At 73.2% G+C, this 16,256-nt stretch carries 14 protein-coding genes; 8 read left to right on the top strand and 6 right to left on the bottom strand.

Features of this window, described 5'->3' with window-relative positions; genetic code table 11:
- Nucleotides 1–12: 12 nt before the first annotated feature.
- Nucleotides 13–825: an ECF transporter S component gene (locus tag AC069T_RS22340; protein WP_478784436.1), complete on the top strand. Its 813-nt coding sequence runs from the start codon at nucleotides 13–15 to the stop codon at nucleotides 823–825.
- A gap of 375 nt (nucleotides 826–1,200) precedes the next feature.
- Nucleotides 1,201–1,614: an aggregation-promoting factor C-terminal-like domain-containing protein gene (locus AC069T_RS22345; protein ID WP_478784395.1), complete on the top strand. Its 414-nt coding sequence runs from the start codon at nucleotides 1,201–1,203 to the stop codon at nucleotides 1,612–1,614.
- Nucleotides 1,615–1,829: 215 nt separating this feature from the next.
- Here the strand turns inward: AC069T_RS22345 and AC069T_RS22350 are convergent, their stop codons facing one another.
- The gene (locus AC069T_RS22350) at nucleotides 1,830–2,999 is read right to left on the bottom strand and encodes a steroid 3-ketoacyl-CoA thiolase (RefSeq protein WP_478784396.1); all 1,170 of its coding nucleotides are present in this window, start codon (nucleotides 2,997–2,999) and stop codon (nucleotides 1,830–1,832) included.
- A 313-nt stretch (nucleotides 3,000–3,312) separates the two neighbouring features.
- Here AC069T_RS22350 and AC069T_RS22355 point away from each other — a divergent pair, with 313 nt between their 5' ends.
- The gene (locus AC069T_RS22355; protein ID WP_478784397.1) at nucleotides 3,313–4,557 is read left to right on the top strand and encodes a cytochrome P450; all 1,245 of its coding nucleotides are present in this window, start codon (nucleotides 3,313–3,315) and stop codon (nucleotides 4,555–4,557) included.
- A gap of 223 nt (nucleotides 4,558–4,780) precedes the next feature.
- On the opposite strand, the gene AC069T_RS22360 is transcribed toward AC069T_RS22355, so the two are convergent.
- Nucleotides 4,781–6,892: a bifunctional glycosyltransferase 87/phosphatase PAP2 family protein gene (locus AC069T_RS22360; protein ID WP_478784398.1), complete on the bottom strand. Its 2,112-nt coding sequence runs from the start codon at nucleotides 6,890–6,892 to the stop codon at nucleotides 4,781–4,783.
- Between the two features lie 367 nt (nucleotides 6,893–7,259).
- On the opposite strand from AC069T_RS22360, the gene proP reads away from it, so the two are divergent.
- Nucleotides 7,260–8,681, top strand: a complete 1,422-nt coding sequence (proP, locus tag AC069T_RS22365) for a glycine betaine/L-proline transporter ProP (protein ID WP_478784399.1) — start codon at nucleotides 7,260–7,262, stop codon at nucleotides 8,679–8,681.
- 54 nt (nucleotides 8,682–8,735) lie between these two features.
- A complete protein-coding gene (locus AC069T_RS22370; protein ID WP_478784400.1) occupies nucleotides 8,736–9,407 on the top strand; it encodes an O-methyltransferase in 672 nt (223 codons plus the stop codon).
- Nucleotides 9,408–9,414: 7 nt separating this feature from the next.
- Here the strand turns inward: AC069T_RS22370 and AC069T_RS22375 are convergent, their stop codons facing one another.
- A complete protein-coding gene (locus tag AC069T_RS22375) occupies nucleotides 9,415–9,810 on the bottom strand; it encodes a hypothetical protein (protein ID WP_478784401.1) in 396 nt (131 codons plus the stop codon).
- Between the two features lie 113 nt (nucleotides 9,811–9,923).
- Here AC069T_RS22375 and AC069T_RS22380 point away from each other — a divergent pair, with 113 nt between their 5' ends.
- Nucleotides 9,924–10,328, top strand: coding sequence for a DnaJ family domain-containing protein (locus AC069T_RS22380; protein ID WP_478784402.1), 405 nt, complete (start codon nucleotides 9,924–9,926; stop codon nucleotides 10,326–10,328).
- Between the two features lie 121 nt (nucleotides 10,329–10,449).
- Here the strand turns inward: AC069T_RS22380 and AC069T_RS22385 are convergent, their stop codons facing one another.
- Nucleotides 10,450–11,241, bottom strand: coding sequence for a hypothetical protein (locus AC069T_RS22385; protein ID WP_478784403.1), 792 nt, complete (start codon nucleotides 11,239–11,241; stop codon nucleotides 10,450–10,452).
- A 5-nt stretch (nucleotides 11,242–11,246) separates the two neighbouring features.
- Complete coding sequence (locus AC069T_RS22390; RefSeq protein ID WP_478784404.1) at nucleotides 11,247–11,945, bottom strand: hypothetical protein; 699 nt, start codon at nucleotides 11,943–11,945, stop codon at nucleotides 11,247–11,249.
- 295 nt (nucleotides 11,946–12,240) lie between these two features.
- Between AC069T_RS22390 and AC069T_RS22395 the strand changes: the two genes are divergently transcribed.
- Nucleotides 12,241–12,750 carry a GNAT family N-acetyltransferase gene (locus AC069T_RS22395; protein WP_478784405.1) on the top strand — a complete coding sequence of 170 codons (510 nt, stop codon included), beginning with the start codon at nucleotides 12,241–12,243 and terminating at the stop codon, nucleotides 12,748–12,750.
- Between the two features lie 41 nt (nucleotides 12,751–12,791).
- Here the strand turns inward: AC069T_RS22395 and AC069T_RS22400 are convergent, their stop codons facing one another.
- Entirely contained in the window at nucleotides 12,792–14,855 is a 2,064-nt protein-coding gene (locus AC069T_RS22400; protein WP_478784406.1) for an MDR family MFS transporter, read from the bottom strand.
- Nucleotides 14,856–15,020: 165 nt separating this feature from the next.
- Here AC069T_RS22400 and AC069T_RS22405 point away from each other — a divergent pair, with 165 nt between their 5' ends.
- Nucleotides 15,021–16,064 (top strand): peptidoglycan-binding domain-containing protein, encoded by a 1,044-nt coding sequence (locus AC069T_RS22405; RefSeq protein ID WP_478784407.1) that lies wholly within the window; start codon nucleotides 15,021–15,023, stop codon nucleotides 16,062–16,064.
- Nucleotides 16,065–16,256: the final 192 nt, after the last annotated feature.

The raw sequence follows: 16,256 nt of genomic DNA on the forward strand, positions 1-16,256 counted from the left end.
GGGTCCGAGGACATGGGCCGCCCGCAGGCCCGCGCCGTCCGGCTCGGCCCCCGCTCGGTGGCCGCGCTCGTCCTGGTCAGCGCGGTGGGCGTCGCCGGTTTCGGCTGGCCGCTCCTGGCCGGGCGGGGCTCCCGGGTCGGCGCGCACGCCCAGGACGCGCCCTGGCTCTTCGCGGGGCTCCTCGTGCTGCTCGTCGCGGTCGTCGCGGCGACGATCTCCGAGTCCGGGCTCGGCCCGAAGGCGGTGGCCATGCTCGGCGTGCTGGCCGCGACCGGGGCCGCGCTGCGGCCGATCGGGGCGGGGACCGCCGGCATCGAGCCGATGTTCTTCCTGCTGGTGCTGAGCGGCCGGGTCCTCGGGCCGGGGTTCGGCTTCGTCCTCGGGTCCGTGACCATGTTCGCGTCCGCCCTGCTCACCGGGGGTGTCGGGCCGTGGATGCCGTTCCAGATGCTCGCCATGGGGTGGTTCACGATGGGCGCCGGGCTGCTGCCGGGGCCCGACCGGCTGCGCGGCCGGGGCGAGCTGGCCCTGCTCGCCGGGTACGGGTGCCTCGCCGCCTTCGCCTACGGCACCGTCATGAACCTGATGGGCTGGCCGTTCCTGGACACCCTGGCCGCCGGCGTCGCCTTCGTCCCGGACGACCCGCTCCACACGAACCTCGTACGGTTCCTCGCCTACTGCGCGGCGACCTCGCTCGGGTGGGACCTGGGACGGGCGGTCGTCACCGTCGTACTGACCCTGACCCTCGGCACGCCCCTGCTGAAGGCGCTGCGGCGGGCCACCCGCCGGGCGGCCTTCGAGAGCCCGGTCACGTTTCTGCCGTGACGTCCTGCGGCCCGGGTCACACGGGCCGACCGCACCCGGTGACGCGCGCCCACGCTGTGTCAGTCCGGGGGTGAGCCGTCCCACAGGACCTTGGTCCTCTACGAGGCGGGGCCGTAGCCGGAGAGGGTGGCATGCACGCGTCGCCCAGCGCGCTGACCTGGGCTTTGAGAGCCAGGTCACAGAAGGTACTTGTCCTCCGCATGCGACCACCACTAGTAACAGGGGTCGTTGCGGACGCCTGCCGGGGCTGTTTCTCTGGAGGAGTCGCCAGGCGCCGACGTGCCCTCCCGGGCCGCGGCGCCGCCGTATGCCCCCGCCGCCTCCGCGTGGTTCCGGCATGCCGGCGCACCCCTGTCCCCGAAGAAAAGGTGCTTCGTGCCCGTCTCCGTCATCCGCCGCATCGCCTCCCCGAAGAAGGCCCTCACCACCGCCGCCGTGGCCGCCGCCACGACCGGCATGGTGCTGGCCGCGGCCCCCGCCCAGGCCGCGACCCCCTCGGTCTCCTCCGCCCAGTCGGTCGCGCACAAGATGATCCCGGACGCCGCGCAGTACAACGCGTTCAGCAAGATCGTCGAGCACGAGAGCGACTGGAACGTCACCGCCACGAACTCCTCGTCCGGCGCCTACGGTCTGGTCCAGGCGCTGCCCGGCAACAAGATGGCCTCCAAGGGCTCCGACTGGAAGACCAGCGCCGAGACCCAGATCAAGTGGGGCCTGGACTACATGAACGACCGCTACGGCAGCCCGGTCGGCGCCTGGAACTTCTGGCAGAGCCACGGCTGGTACTGACCGGCCCGGGCCGTCCCGGACGCGCATGCCGCGCGGCCCCTGCGGCACCCCCGTACGCGAAGGCGGCGGCCCCCGATCCCCGGGCCGCCGCCTCCGCCATGCCCCGGCCCCCGGGCCGCCGACCTCGCCGTACCCCGGCCGCCGGCCCGCCGCCCTGGCCCTGCCCCGATCCCCGGGCCATTGCCCTGCCCCGGCCGCCGGGCGGGGCGCGCGCGTCACAGCCGCTGGATGATCGTCCCCGTCGCCAGCGCCCCGCCCGCGCACATCGTGATGAGCGCGAACTCCCCGTCCCGGCGCTCCAGTTCGTGCAGTGCCGTGGTGATGAGCCGCGCCCCCGTCGCCCCGACCGGATGCCCGAGGGCGATCGCGCCGCCGTTGACGTTGACCTTCTCCAGGTCCTGCTCGAAGACCTGCGCCCAGCTCAGCACCACGGACGCGAAGGCCTCGTTGATCTCGACGAGGTCGATGTCCCTGAGCGACATGCCCGCCTTGCCGAGCACCGCCCGCGTCGCGTCGACCGGCCCGTCGAGGTGGTAGTGCGGGTCGGCGCCGACCAGCGCCTGCGCGACGACACGGGCGCGCGGCCGCAGCTTGAGCGCCCGCGCCATCCGCTTGGACGCCCACAGCAGGGCGCAGGCGCCGTCGGATATCTGCGAGGAGTTGCCCGCGGTGTGCACGGCGGTCGGCATCACCGGCTTCAGCCCCGCCAGTGCCTCCATGCTGGTGTCGCGCAGCCCCTCGTCCCGGTCGACCAGGCGCCACATGCCCTGCCCGGCCCGCTGCTCCTCCTCGGTGGTGGGCACCTGCACGGCGAACGTCTCCCGCTTGAACCTCTCCTCCGACCACGCGTTCGCGGCCCGCTCCTGGGAGATGAGCCCGAGCGAGTCCACATTCTCGCGGGTCAGTCCGCGGCGGCGCGCGATGCGTTCCGCCGCCTCGAACTGGTTCGGCAGGTCGACGTGCGCCTCCTCGGGGAAGGGCTTGCCCGGACCGTGCTTGGAGCCCGAGCCGAGCGGCACGCGGGACATCGCCTCGACCCCGCAGCTGATCCCGATGTCGATCACGCCCGCCGCGATCATGTTGGCCACCATGTGCGAGGCCTGCTGCGAGGAACCGCACTGGCAGTCGACCGTCGTCGCCGCGGTCTCGTAGGGCAGGCCCATGGTGAGCCAGGCGGTGCGCGCGGGGTTCATGGACTGCTCACCGGCGTGGGTCACCGTGCCGCCGACGATCTGCTCGACGCAGTCGGCGTGGATGCCGGTGCGGCCGAGGAGTTCGCGGTAGGTCTCGCCCAGGAGGTAGGCGGGATGCAGCGGGGCGAGCGCGCCGCCGCGCTTGCCGATGGGGGTGCGTACGGCTTCGACGATCACGGGTTCCGCGGCCATGGGTCGTCCTCTCCTAAGGGCCTGCCCGGCGGCCCGGCCCTGCTCACCCGCGCGGCGCGGGCGTCCCGGCCACCCGCCACGCTGAACTAGTACGCGTTCTAGTTCTGCGTGCAGTCTGCTGAGCGGAAGGTCCGCCCCGCAAGGGTCGTGCAGCGCCCGAAGTCGTGATCTGCCCTGATTCCGCCGGCAATTGGGAGCGCCCTGCCCCTTGCCTCTTGTAGAACCCGTTACTACCTTCACGGCAGTTCCCGGTTCCTGATGAACCGTCAGAAAATGGCCGGCACCGCAGTACGCGCCAGACCTGGAGTTGCCGATGTCCTGTCCAGCGCTGCCCGACGGATTCGACTTCACCGACCCCGACGTGCTGCACCACCGCGTCCCCCACCCCGAGTTCGCCGAACTGCGCCGGGTCGAACCGGTGCACTGGATCCCGCAGCGGCCCGGCATCGCGGGGTTCGACGACGACGGCTACTGGGCCGTCACCCGGCACGCGGACGTCAAGTACGTCTCCACGCACCCCGAGCTCTTCTCCTCCTGGGTGAACACCGCCATCATCCGCTTCAACGACCGTATCCAGCGCGAGCAGATCGAGGTGCAGCGGCTGATCCTGCTCAACATGGACCCGCCCGAGCACACCCGGGTCCGCCAGATCGTGCAGCGCGGCTTCACCCCGCGCGCGATCCGCGCCCTGGAGGACGCCCTGCGCACCCGCGCGGGACAGATCGTCGAGCGGGCGCTCGCGGACAAGGGCCCGGACGGCACCATCGACTTCGTCACCCAGGTCGCCAGCGAGCTGCCCCTCCAGGCGATCGCCGAACTGATCGGCATCCCGCAGGACGACCGGGCCAGGATCTTCGACTGGTCCAACAAGATGATCTCGTACGACGACCCGGAGTTCGCGATCAGCGAGGAGATCGGCGCCGAGTCGGCCACCGAACTCATCTCGTACGCGATGAACATGGCCGCCGACCGCAAGCAGTGCCCGGCGAAGGACATCGTCACCAGGCTCGTGGCGGCGGAGGACGAGGGCAACCTGGCCGCGGACGAGTTCGGCTTCTTCGTGCTGGTGCTGGCCGTCGCCGGCAACGAGACGACCCGCAACGCCATCACGCACGGCATGCACGCCTTCCTGACCCACCCCGACCAGTGGGAGCTCTACAAGAGGGAGCGGCCGGCCACCACCGCCGAGGAGATCGTGCGCTGGGCCACACCCGTCGTCTCCTTCCAGCGCACCGCGACCCAGGACGTCGAACTGGCCGGCAGCCGCATCAAGAAGGGCGACCGCGTCGGCATCTTCTACTCCTCGGCCAACAACGACCCGGACGTCTTCGACCGTCCCGAGGTCTTCGACATCACCCGCGACCCGAACCCGCACCTCGGCTTCGGCGGGGGCGGCCCGCACTACTGCCTCGGCAAGTCCCTGGCCACGCTGGAGATCGACCTGATGTTCCGCGCGGTCGCCGACGCGATGCCGGACCTGCGCGCGGCCGGTGATCCGCGCCGGCTGCGCTCCGCCTGGCTGAACGGTGTGAAGGAGCTGCGGGTCACCCCCGCCTGAGCGGCCTCCCCGGGGCCGGCCCGGGCCGACGGCCTCCCGGCGCCGCCGGCCCGACTCCGGGGAGGCGGGGACACCCCACGCCCCCGCCTCCCCGGGCAGCCACACACGGCCGGTGCGCCCGCGCTCGGTCCGCCTCCTTCACTGCGCCCGGCCGGTGCGCCCGCGCTCGGTCCGCCACCCCGTCACCGCACCCGGTCACCGCGCCCCGTCTCACCGCGCGCCGTCACCGCGCACCGGGCGGGTGTACACGACCGTCCGGGCGCCCCGCCTTCGCGGCCGTCCCCGGCCGGGCCCGCGTGGTCTCCCCGCCGGACAGGGCGGGGGCCCGCGGCCCGGACAGCAGATACGTCAGGCCGAACCCCGCGCCCACCACCACCGCGCCCCCGACCGCGTCCAGCACCCAGTGATTGCCGGTCGCCACGATCGCCGCCGCCGTGCCCAGCGGGTGCAGCAGCCCGAGGGCCTTCGTCCACCGCTTCGGGGCAAGCAGCGCGACCACGAGACCGCACCACAGCGACCACCCGAAGTGCAGGGAGGGCATCGCCGCGTACTGGTTGGTGAGCGCGGTCAGCGTGCCGTAGTCCGGCCGGGAGAAGTCCTGCACGCCGTGGACCGTGTCGATGATGCCGAACCCCGGCATCAGCCGCGGCGGCGCCAGCGGGTAGAGCCAGAAGCCGACGAGGGCGAGCACGGTGGTGAAGCCGAGTGCCGAGCGGGCCCAGCGGTAGTCGGCGGGACGGCGGGCGTAGAGCACGCCGAGGACGGTCAGCGGGACGAGGAAGTGGAACGACGTGTAGTAGAAGTCGAAGAACTCGCGCAGCCGGCCGGCTCGCACCACGGCGTGGTTGGCCCAGTGCTCGATGTCGACCCGCAGGAGGCGCTCCACCGCCAGGATCTGCTCGCCGTGCTGCTCGGCGACGGCCCGGCCGCCCGCGTTGGTGCCGCCGGTCGCGGCCAGCCTGACCTGCTGGTACGCGGCGTAGCCGACCCGGATCAGGAGCAGTTCGAGGAGCAGGTTCGGGCGGCTCAGCACCCGGCCGGGGAGAAGCGGCGGCGGGACCCGGCGGAACCGGGCGGGTACGGGCGGCGCGTACTCGGTGGGGACCGGGCTCCGGTAGTGGGGCGAGGCGGGGGACAGGAACGGGACGGCGCAGGCGGCGGCGAGTGCTGCCACCAGGACCAGGTTGTCGCGCAGGGGGTGGAGCAGCGTCACATCCGGCAGGACCGTCCGCGCGGGCAGCGTCGTCACCAGGACGATCGCCACCGGCCACAGGTACCGGTCCGAGGCCCTGCGGCCGACCCGGCCGACCACCGCGAGCAGCACCCACAGCAGCTGGTGCTGCCAGGTCGTGGGCGAGACCGCGACGGCGACGCAGCCGGTGATCGCCACGGCGAGCAGCAACTGCCCGTCGCGGGCGCAGCGCACCGCGCGACGGGTGCCGACGACGGCGACGGCCGCGCCGAGGACCAGGAAGAGACCGATCTCCAGGGGCCCTTGGAGGCCGAGGCGCAGCAGCGCGCCGTGCAGGGACTGGTTCGCGAGGCCGTCCGCGCGGCCGCCGAGTCCGACACCCGCCACATGGTGGACCCAGTAGGTGGACGAGTCGTGGGGCATCGCGGCCCCGGCGAGCACCGTGCAGGCGGTGAACGTGATCCCGGTGGAGACGGCCGCGCGTCCGCGTCCGGTGCACCACAGCAGGGGAACGAAGAGCAGCACGGCCGGCTGGAGGGCCGCCGCGACGCCGATGAGCACGCCGCTCGCCCCCTGCCCGCGTACGGCGAAGCAGCCGAGGAGGACGAGCAGGACCGGGAGGACGCTGGTCTGGCCGAGGTGGAGGGTGCTGCGCACCGGCAGCGACAGCACGAGCAGGCTGACGGCGACGGGGGCGGCCAGCAGCCGGGTCCGCCGGGTCACGGGCCGGGGCAGGGCGCGCGCCGCGACCAGCCCGAGCGCGACGACCAGCAGCAGCGTGCCGAAGGTCCAGCCCCAGCCCAGCGCCTGTTCAGCCGAACGAGTGAGGGGCTTGAGGACGAGTCCGGCGAACGGGGTGCCGGTGAAGCGGGTCGAGTCGTACAGGGAGTCCTTCGTGTGCAGGACGCCGTTCGGGCCGGCCCAGGTCTCCAGGTCCGTCAGGCGGTCACCCCTGGGGGGTGCGAGGACGACGGTGACCTGCCGCACGGCGAGCACGGCGGCGACCAGCCAGAGTCCGGCGCGGGCCGCTCCAAGCCGTGTCCGGGCGGTTCCGGCCGTCCCGGTGGCGACGGTCCGGGGGGTTTTGGCCGTCCCGGCGGCGAAGCCCTCGCCCGACGGTTCTCCGTGCTCCGCATTCGCCACTCCGCGCCTGCCTCCCGCCCCGCCGGATCCGGCGGTATGTCCCTCTCCGAACTCTATGAGGCTCTCGCCGCGTTCGTGGACAGACGCGGTCGATCCACCCGCTATCTGACTTATGCATGAGCATTGTCCGAATAGCGAGGGTGCGCGGAAGTCCGGTTCCACCGGGGTCCGCGACAAAGATCACAGAACGCCCTCCGGGCCGGCGCTCGCATGGGGGGCGTCCTGCCTGCTTATGCGGCATTCATGCGCGGTGTGCGGTCGCCCGGGTACGGCACGTAAGGGCAGGAACAGCCCCTATGGTCGCTTTTCGGCTCGCTTTCGCAGGAGCCGCGTCCCCGTCCCCGTCGAAAGGCAGGCGAGCGGAATCTTGCCCACCGTCTCCCCCCTCGCTCCCGTCGCATCCGCCGCACCACCGGGCCCCGGCCGCCCCGACGTCACCGTCACCGACCCGGCTCTGGTCAGGCGCGCCGTGAAGGCCGCCGCGCTGGGCAACGCGATGGAGTGGTTCGACTTCGGTGTCTACAGCTACATCGCGGTGACGCTGGGCAAGGTGTTCTTCCCGTCAGGCAACCCCACCGCGCAGCTGCTCTCGACCTTCGGCGCGTTCGCCGCGGCCTTCCTCGTCCGGCCCCTCGGCGGCATGGTCTTCGGGCCGCTCGGCGACCGCGTCGGCCGCCAGAAGGTCCTCGCCCTCACCATGATCATGATGGCGGCGGGCACCTTCGCGATCGGCCTCATCCCGTCGTACGCCACCATCGGCGTCGGCGCGCCCCTGCTGCTGCTCGCGGCCCGGCTGGTGCAGGGCTTCTCGACCGGTGGCGAGTACGCGGGCGCCTCGACCTTCATCGCCGAGTACGCGCCCGACCGCAGGCGCGGGTTCTTCGGCAGCTGGCTGGAGTTCGGCACGCTCGCCGGCTACATCGGGGGCGCCGGTCTGGTCACCCTGATGACCGCGCTGCTGTCCGACGGCGACCTGGTGGCCTGGGGCTGGCGCATCCCGTTCCTGATCGCGGGCCCGATGGGCATCATCGGCCTGTACCTGCGGATGCGGCTCGAGGAGACTCCGGCGTTCGCGGCGGAGCTGGAGAAGGCCGCGCAGAAGGAGCACGACCGCCCGAAGGTGCCGCTGCGCGAGATGGTCGCGGGCCAGTGGCGGGCGATGCTGCTCTGCGTGGGCCTGGTGCTGGTCTTCAACGTCACCGACTACATGCTGCTGTCGTACATGCCGAGCTATCTGACCAGCGAGCTGAAGTACGACGAGACGCACGGTCTGCTGGTCGTGCTCGGCGTGATGGCGCTGATGATGGTGGTGCAGCCCTTCGCGGGCGCCCTGACCGACCGGGTGGGGCGCCGTCCGGTGATCGCCGCCGGCTGCCTGGGCTTCCTCGCGCTGTCCGTCCCGGCCGTCCTGCTGATCCGCCAGGGCAGCCTGCTCGCGGTGGCTCTCGGCATGGGCGCCCTCGGCCTGCTCCTGGTCTGCTTCACCTCCGCGATGCCCTCGGCGCTGCCCGCCCTCTTCCCGACCCGGGTGCGCTACGGCTCGCTGTCCATCGGCTTCAACGTCTCCGTCTCGCTCTTCGGCGGGACGACCCCGCTGGTGGTCACGGCCCTGATCGGGGCGACCGGCAACATGATGATGCCCGCGTACTACATGATGGCCGCGGCCGTGATCGGCGGCGTGGCGGTGTGGTTCATGACCGAGTCGGCGGGCCGCCCCCTGCCCGGTTCCGCCCCGTCCGTGGAGCCCGCCGACCGAAAACCCGCTGACAATCACCACACGCGCGACTAGATTCGCCCGGGCACTAGTTAGCTCATCTAACTAGGCATACGAAAGGCGTGGTGCATGAGCGAGGCCCAGTCCTGGGACACGGTCGACGACTACTTCACCCAGCTTCTCTCCCCGCCCGACGAGGCCCTGACGGCGGCGCTCGCCGACAGCGAGGCCGCCGGACTGCCACCCATCAACGTCGCACCCAACCAGGGCAAGCTGCTCCAGCTCCTCGCCCAAATCCTGGGCGCCCGCCGGATCCTGGAGATCGGCACCCTCGGCGGCTACAGCACGATCTGGCTGGGCCGCGCACTTCCCGCCGACGGCCGACTGGTCACCCTGGAGTACGACGCCGGGCACGCCGAGGTCGCCCGCGGCAACCTCGCGCGCGCCGGCCTCGACAAGCTGTGCGAGGTCCGGGTGGGCCCCGCCCTCGAGTCGCTGCCCGCGCTCGCCGCCGAGCGCCCCGAGCCGTTCGACCTCGTCTTCATCGACGCGGACAAGGTCAACAACCCGCACTACGTCGAGTGGGCGGTGGAACTCACCCGCCCCGGCGGCCTGATCGTCCTCGACAACGTGGTGCGCGGCGGCCGGGTCACCGACGCGGGCAGCGACGACCCGAGCATCCGGGGCACCCGGGCCGCCCTCGAACTGATCGCCGGACACCCGAAGTTGAGCGGCACGGCGGTCCAGACCGTCGGCAGCAAGGGGTACGACGGCTTCGCGCTGGCCCGGGTGCTGGACTGACCGGTCGTCAGGCCTCGTGGTAGAAGCCGACGTTCACGCTGCGCGGGCCGGTGCGGTCCTGGATGACCAGCTCCCCCGAGCCGCCCCCGGGCAGTCTCGCCGTCCCGCCGTACGGCAGGGGCTGCGGCGGCAGACCCGCCAGCGCCAGGCGCACCTCGGACGAGGGGTCCGGGTGCGAGCCGCGCAGCCAGGTCACCTGCCAGGTGCCGTCCGGCCCGCACAGGAACTCCAGGTGGACCCGCGAGACGAACAGCCAGTCGTCGGGGGTGGCGAGCCGGCAGACGGCCTTGTCCCGGCCCACCCGCAGCACGGCGCCCGGCTCGCTGGGCGCCTCGGCCATCAGCATGCCGGCCGTCGCCCCGGCGTCCGCCCCGGAGACCGAGGCCATGGTGAGTTCGAGCACGTGCGCTCCTTGGAGGCTCAGCTGTCCGGTCCCTGCGCGGGCGTCGTCGACCACCGCCGACGCATGATAATTCGCCACGGGACCGGCCGGGTGGCATCCGGCACAATGGACTCATGACCGAGCGAAAGCCACCTGGTGTCAGCTTCGAGTCCTGGGTCGACAAGCAGATCCGCGAGGCGGAGGCCCGCGGGGAGTTCACCGAACTCGCGGGCGCGGGCCGCCCGCTGCCGGCGGTCACCGACGCCCCGTACGACGAACTGTGGTGGATCAAGCGGAAGATGGCCCGCGAGGGACTCTCGGTCCTGCCGCCGACGCTGGCTCTGCGCAAGGAGGCCGAGGACGCGCTCGCGGCGGCAGCGGCGGCCCCCTCGGAGGGGGCCGTCCGCCGGATCGTCGAGGCCCTCAACGCCAAGATCCGCGAGGTCATGTTCAAACCGCCGCCGGGACCCCCGCTCGGGCTCAAGCCGTACGACGTCGAGGAGATCGTCCGCGACTGGCGCGAGCGCCGGGAGAGCTGACCGGCGCACGTCGAGAGGCCGCGCCCCCGGGACATGGTCCGGGACGCGGCCTCTCGTGCGCCGTACGGGCGGCGCTGGCGCCAGCCGTACGGGTCGTGCGCCTCACGGGTCGTGCGTGTGCTCAGGTGTGCAGCAGCCGCTCCGCCATCTCGCGGTAGTCCCGCAGGGACAGCCGGAGCTGCTCGGTGTCGGTGGCCGTGCCCTTGCCCTCACCTGCGGACTGCCAGGCGGAACGGAGGGTGCGCCGACGCTCGGTGATCGCGTCGGTGAACCGCGCGGCGATCTCCTCCAGCACGTGCTCGGCCTCCTCCACGGACGTCCGTGGCTCGTCCACGAACCCGCCGACGGCGTGCTGGAGCCGCCGGGCGAGCTTGTCGGACTCCTCGTGCGCCAGCAGCGGGGCCCCGCTGCCCCGGCCCTCACCGGAAGCACCTTCGCGTGAGGTCACGCCGGCGCCCTCGCGGGCGGCGAGGCCCTCGCCCGCCGTGCGGCCTACGCCCTCCGTCGTGCCGACCCCTTCGCGCGGCGACCTGGTGCGGCCCTCGGCCGCCGTGCCGGCGCTCCGGCCGGTCCCCGTGGGGGTACCCGCGCCGTCCCGCCAGGCGGTCGCCGCGCCGTCGCGGTCCGCCTCCGTGCCGAGCCCCTCGCCGCGGGGCACCGCGCCGGCGCCACGCGCACCCGTCCCCGGGTGGGTCCCGCGGGTGCCCGTCGTCCCGTCGGCCTCGCGCGCCGCGGCCGTCTCCCGCGCCTCGGCGGTCTCCCGGCTCGTGGTGAGGTCACCGGTCACGCCCTGGTGGTCCGCTCGTCCGTCACGGCCGGGCGTCCCGGCCGCGGTGACATCGGCGCCCGGGCCCTCGGACCCTCGTGCCGTCCCCCGGCGCTCCGCGCCCTCGCCTCGTGTCACGTCTGCCATCTCGGTCAACTTCCCTTCGGGTGGCGCCGGTTGAGGGTCCACGGCGCGTGTGTGCGGTTGCCGGAACGATCCGTCTCCGAGTCGTCGGCGGCCGTCCTCGCACCGTTCGTGCCGTTGTCCGCGCGGTGCCGGACGTCGTCCTTGCGGCCGGGTGTCACCAGCTCCTCGAACAGGGCGCGGGCGTCGAGCATGGCCTCGCGCATCTCCTCGGTGGAGGTGCCGTTCCCGGCGGCGCCGTCGGCACTGCCGTGCGCCGCGCTGTGCACCCGCCGGTATCCGTGGACGTGGTGCGCGTGGTGCACGGAGAGGGCCTCGAGCTGCTCCTCGTAACGGCCGTGCTCGGGGAAGCCCCGCGCCCCGGCCAGTTCGCTGAGCAGCCGGTCCGCCTCGGCCACCGCTTCCCGCGGCGAGTCGACGAAGCGTTCCTGAGCGACGGCCCAGCGGGCCTCGTACTGCTCACGGGCCGCGGGCTCCAGGGGCCGCTCGCGCAGCGAACCGTGCCGCTTCACCCGCTCGGTGAGGTCTCGTTCGGCGGCCCGTTCGTCGCCGTCGTGCCGGGCGACGGCACGGTCGTACTCGGGGCCGAAGCGCCGCTGGAGGCTGCGCCCGCCCTGCGGCCTGCGGGCGAGCAGCTTCAGGACGACCGCGACAAGCGCCACGGCCGCCACAATCACGATCAATGTGATGATCACGCCTGTGGACATGGGTGCCTTCCGGAGTTTTCGACCCAACGGGCCGGTTCTGTGTTCGGGTTGCCCCGAAGCCGCTCCGCAAACGGTGCGCGCCCCGGCGTCGGCCCCAGGGCCCCTCCGCACAACCCCTCCGTCCCGACGCACGCCTCCGTCCCGGGCGCACGCCTCCGTCCCGGGCGCACGCCTCCGTCCCGACGCGCCGCTCGCTACCCGGCGCGTTCCGGTGCAGCCCGCACGGCCCGCCGTGCCCGCCGCACGGGGAAAACCGCTTGCGGACGGAGGACGGCACATCGCGACAATGACGGCCATGACCCGTACGCCCTCCCCGTGGACCGTCGCACCTGAACCCTTCGACTCGCCGGACGCCGCCGCGCTGTGGCGGGCTTACTACACGGAGGTCAGCGACCGCTGGTACCTGCTCCACGAGGGGCACCGCACCGACCCCGCCGAACTGGAACGGGAGATCGCCGCGGACGGCGGGGACTGTTTCGCGCCGCCCCGTGGAGTGCTGCTGCTGGCGCGGTACGCGGGCGAGCCGGCCGGCAGCGCGGGCGTGCGGCTGACGGGCGCGACGACGGCCGAGCTCAAGCGGGTCTTCCTCCGCGAGGAGGTGCGCGGCCGGGGCGGCGGCGCACTCCTGGTGCGCGCCGCCGAGGACGCGGCCCGCGCCCTCGGTGCCAAGCGGATCGTGCTCGACACCCGCGGCGACCTGGTCGAGGCCCGGACGCTGTACGCGCGCCTCGGGTACGAGGAGACGGAGCCGCACAACGACGAGGAGTACGCGGAGCACTGGTTCACGAAGGACCTGACCGGCTGACCCGTTCCACGAGGCCCGCGGACGCGCGGGCGCGGAGAGGCTCAGGCCACCCGGCGGTACGGGCGTCCCGGCGTCCCGTGCGGGCGCTCCGCGTCGGAGCCGCACATCTCGGCGGCCAGTTCCTCCACCAGCCGGATCAGGTCGGTGGGACGGTCGGGGCCCCACCAGTCGCCGAGCAGCTCGGCCAGGGACTCCTCGCGGGCCCGGGCCAGCTTGCCGGCCGCGGCACGTCCCTCGTCCGTAAGCACCAGCTCGACACCCTCACGGCGGGCCAGCCCGCGCTCCTCGATCTGGCGGGCCGCGGCGATCACGACGTCCAGCGGTACGGCGCTGTGCTCGGCCAGCACCGCCGGTTCCTCCCGGCCGTGCTTGCGGATGCGCAGCAGCAGCCAGCCGGCGGCCGGGAGCAGACCGACGCCCGCCCGCTCGGTGATCCGCACGTAGATCTCGCGCCGCCCCTCGCGGGTGCCGAGGACCGAGAGGGCCCGGCACACCTCGTCGTACGAGGACCGTTCGACCGGATTGCTGGCCAGCGTCTGTGTGGCGTCCGGTGCCGTGACGGAACCCCGCAGCCGGTCCTCGCGCAGGAACCAGGCGAGCACGAACCCGACCAGCGCGACCGGGGCGGCGTACAGGAAGACGTCGGTGATCGCCGAGGCGTAGGCGTGCAGGACGGGTGTCCGCAGCGTGGCCGGGAGCTCGGCGATGCCCTTCGGGTCGGCCTTGAGGGAGTCGACCCCGAGTCCCGGGGGGAGCTGCTGCCCGCTGAGCGCGGTGGTCAGCTTGTCGCCCAGCCGGCTCGCGAAGACCGTGCCGAAGATGGCCACGCCGAACGAGGCGCCGATGGAGCGGAAGAAGGTGGCGCCGGAGGTGGCGACGCCCAGGTCCTCGTACGGGACCGCGTTCTGCACGATCAGGACCAGGACCTGCATGACCAGGCCGAGGCCGAGGCCGAAGACGAAGAAGTAGGCGCTCATCTCGGCCGTGCCGCTGTTCTCGTCGAGCTGGTGGAGCAGGAGCAGTCCCAGGGTGGTGATGCCCGTGCCCGCGACGGGGAACACCTTCCAGCGGCCGGTGCGGCTGACGATCTGGCCGGAGACGGTGGAGGAGAGCAGCAGGCCGAACACCATGGGCAGCATGTGCACGCCGGACAGGGTCGGGGAGACGCCCTGGACGACCTGGAGGAACGTCGGCAGATAGGTCATCGCCCCGAACATGGCGAAGCCGACGACGAAGCTGATGACGGCGGAGAGCGTGAAGGTCCGTACGCGGAACAGCTTCAGTGGCAGGACCGGTTCCGCCGCCCTGTGCTCCACGGCCACGAAGGCGACCGCCAGGACCACGGCGAGCACCGCGGTCCCGACGAGCCGCGGCGAGGTCCAGCCCCAGGTGGTGCCGCCGAGCGAGGCCACCAGGATCAGGCACGTCGCCACGGCGGCGATGAGCAGGGTGCCCAGGTAGTCGATGACGTGGCGGGCGGCCCGGCGCGGGATGTGCAGGGCCGTGGCGATGACGGCGAGCGCGACCACGCCGACGGGCAGGTTGATGTAGAAGACCCAGCGCCAGCTCAGGTGCTCGGTGAAGAAGCCCCCGAGCAGCGGCCCGAGGACACTGGTCGCGCCGAAGACGGCACCGAACAGCCCCTGGTACTTGCCTCGTTCGCGCGGCGAGACGATGTCGCCGACGATCGCCATGGACAGCACCATCAGCCCGCCGCCGCCAAGGCCCTGGAGCGCCCGGAAGCCGATGAGCTGCGGCATGTTCTGCGCCATGCCGCACAGCGCGGACCCGATCAGGAAGATCACGATCGCCGTCTGGAACAACTTCTTGCGGCCGTACTGGTCGCCGAGCTTGCCCCACAGGGGTGTCGCCGCCGTCGAGGCGAGCAGATACGCGGTGACGACCCAGGACAGGTGTTCCAGCCCGCCGAGCTCGCTGACGATGGTCGGCAGCGCGGTCGACACGATGGTCTGGTCGAGGGCGGCCAGCAGCATGCCGAGCAGCAGCGCGCCGATCGACACGAGAACGCTGCCGTGCACATGGTCCTCGCCGGACACGCTCCCGTCCGCCACCGCCGCGTCGGTGCCCTGCGCGTCGCCGGTCATACGGATCTCCCTGGGCCCAGGCGTCTCGGTCATCTCCCATCGTGGTCGGTGTGACCGGTTATGGCCTGTTGAGTCCTCGCCCGGGCCGGGTATCCCGGGGTGCCGGGGGGACCCGTGAAGGCGGCCTGGATAGTCTCTGGAGGTCGTGAGGGGGAGGGACCACACGTGAGCGGATCCGAGGGACACGTCTGCCCGGAGTGCGGCACGCGCCGGGAGCCGGACGGGACTCCGTCCTGCGGCTGCACCCGGCGGGCGTCGGACGCGGCGCGTGACGCCCGTACGGCCGAGGCCGCGGCGGCGGAGGACTTCGACCCGCTGCGCATCCGTCCCTACGTGGAGCTCGGCACGGCCTCCCCCGGCGCCGGTGAGGACCCCGGCACCGAGCGCACGGGCCCCGCCGGGCCGAAGCCGCCGGACGCGTGGACGCGGGAGCCCGCCACGCGCGCCGTGCCCCTGCCGCCGGAGGGGCCGGCCGAGCGCACGATGCCGCTCACGGCGGCGACGCCCGTACCCGCTGCTGCTCCTGCTCCTGAGGACGTCCGGCTCTTCCAGGAAGCGGACCCCGGGCCCGGCACCCCGCCGCCCGGTGCTCCTCCGCCGGGCGACGAGCCGCCCCGGCGCCGCCGCCGCTCGGTGCTCCTGATGGCGGCCGGCGCGGCGGTGGCCGTCGTGGCCGTCGCCGGGCTGGCGAGCGGAGTCCTGTCCTACGACACACCCGAACGGGACGGCGCGCTGCCGGACGCGGTACGGGCGAGTGTGCCGCAGGAGCGGTCGGCCCCGGCCGCCGCGTCCCCGAGCCGGAGCAGGTCGTCCGCGCCCGCCTCCCAGGACCCCACGGCGTCGGAGAGCGCCGGCCCCTCGCCCTCGAAGTCGTCGAGCCCGTCGGCGACGCCGTCCCCGTCGAAGAGCCCGAAGGGGACACCGACGACCGCCCGCGCCACGGGTTCGGTACGGCCCCCGTCCGAGGCTCCGGACGAACACCGCGCCACCGTACTGCGCCGTGGCGACCAGGGCTCCGAGGTCACCGAACTCCAGTTGCGGCTGCGGCAGTTGGCCATCTACAACGGAGGCATCGACGGCACCTTCAGCCGTCAGGTCGAGGACGCCGTGCGCCACTACCAGTGGACCCGCGGGATCAGCTCCGACGAACTGGGCGTCTACGGCACGGCCACCCGCGCCCGCCTGGAGTCGGAAACCCCCCAGCCCTGACCGGCCGCGGGTTCTCCCCCGGCCCCCGTCCGCACGGGCCCGACAGACGACCGCCCGCACCGGGGGCCGGACGCCACGGCACACCGCGGGCGGGGCGAGCCGCACAGGACGACGGTGAGCGCCCGCCACACACGTCTGCACCGGCCACGGACGTCGGTCGCCGCACGGCGACCGGCGACCGGCGACCGATGA

This window comes from Streptomyces sp. NPDC043867 (assembly GCF_056435845.1).

Excerpts from the sequence above, each read along its gene's own strand:
- AC069T_RS22340 (WP_478784436.1), top strand. The coding sequence starts at position 13 with ATGGGCCGCCCGCAGGCCCGCGCCGTCCGGCTCGGCCCCCGCTCGGTG.
- AC069T_RS22350 (WP_478784396.1), bottom strand. The coding sequence starts at position 2,999 with ATGGCCGCGGAACCCGTGATCGTCGAAGCCGTACGCACCCCCATCGGC.
- AC069T_RS22355 (WP_478784397.1), top strand. The coding sequence starts at position 3,313 with ATGTCCTGTCCAGCGCTGCCCGACGGATTCGACTTCACCGACCCCGAC.
- AC069T_RS22370 (WP_478784400.1), top strand. The coding sequence starts at position 8,736 with ATGAGCGAGGCCCAGTCCTGGGACACGGTCGACGACTACTTCACCCAG.
- AC069T_RS22380 (WP_478784402.1), top strand. The coding sequence starts at position 9,924 with ATGACCGAGCGAAAGCCACCTGGTGTCAGCTTCGAGTCCTGGGTCGAC.
- AC069T_RS22385 (WP_478784403.1), bottom strand. The coding sequence starts at position 11,241 with ATGGCAGACGTGACACGAGGCGAGGGCGCGGAGCGCCGGGGGACGGCA.
- AC069T_RS22390 (WP_478784404.1), bottom strand. The coding sequence starts at position 11,945 with ATGTCCACAGGCGTGATCATCACATTGATCGTGATTGTGGCGGCCGTG.
- AC069T_RS22395 (WP_478784405.1), top strand. The coding sequence starts at position 12,241 with ATGACCCGTACGCCCTCCCCGTGGACCGTCGCACCTGAACCCTTCGAC.
- AC069T_RS22400 (WP_478784406.1), bottom strand. The coding sequence starts at position 14,855 with ATGACCGGCGACGCGCAGGGCACCGACGCGGCGGTGGCGGACGGGAGC.